The following is a 585-nucleotide window of genomic DNA, read 5'->3' as shown; positions in this document are numbered from 1 at the left end:
CAATCAGCGACGAACAGCGAGAGCTCCAACAACTGCGAGCCAAGGTCAAGCGACTGGAGACCGAAGCTGAAATCTTAAAAAAGGCTACGGCTCTCTTGATGTCGGATCCCGATCGTTTTTCCTGATTGAGGAACTGAGAGAGTCGAGCTCGTATCCGACCAGACTGCTTTGCGATGTCCTGGGCGTTTCCCGCAGTGCGTTTTATGACTGGCTTCGCCGCCGTTCAGCGCCGAATACCAAGCGTGAGGCGCTCAGAGCAAAAGTCGTGCAACTGCACGTTGAAAGCCGAGGAAGCGTAGGTGCGCGGATGATCTCTCAGCACTTGAAGGCCCAACAGCTCAAGGTGGGGCGGTATCTGGCCGGAAGGCTCATGGCGGAGGCAAATTTGGCCAGCAGGCAGCGCCGTCGTCATCAGTATCGCTCCAGGGGCGTCGAGGCATTTGTGGCCAAAAACCTGCTCGACCGTAACTTCGAGCCAACGGCAATCAACCAAGTCTGGTGCGGCGACGTTACCAGCCTGATGGTCGGGAAGCGCTGGTATCACTTGGCAGTGGTCATTGATCTGTTCGCCCGCCGAATTGTTGG

1 protein-coding gene is annotated in these 585 nt (G+C 56.8%); it reads left to right on the top strand.

Going from position 1 to position 585, the window contains the following annotated elements; all coding sequences use genetic code 11:
* Positions 1-265: 265 nt before the first annotated feature.
* A partial coding sequence (locus tag AC5PZ0_RS28290) for an IS3 family transposase (protein ID WP_493856215.1) occupies positions 266-585 on the top strand: 320 nt, incomplete at its 3' end.

The organism is Pseudomonas sp. 5.2 (genome assembly GCF_059025405.1).
Note: the sequence above shows the minus strand (reverse complement) of the source record. Positions and strands in the feature narration are given on the sequence as shown.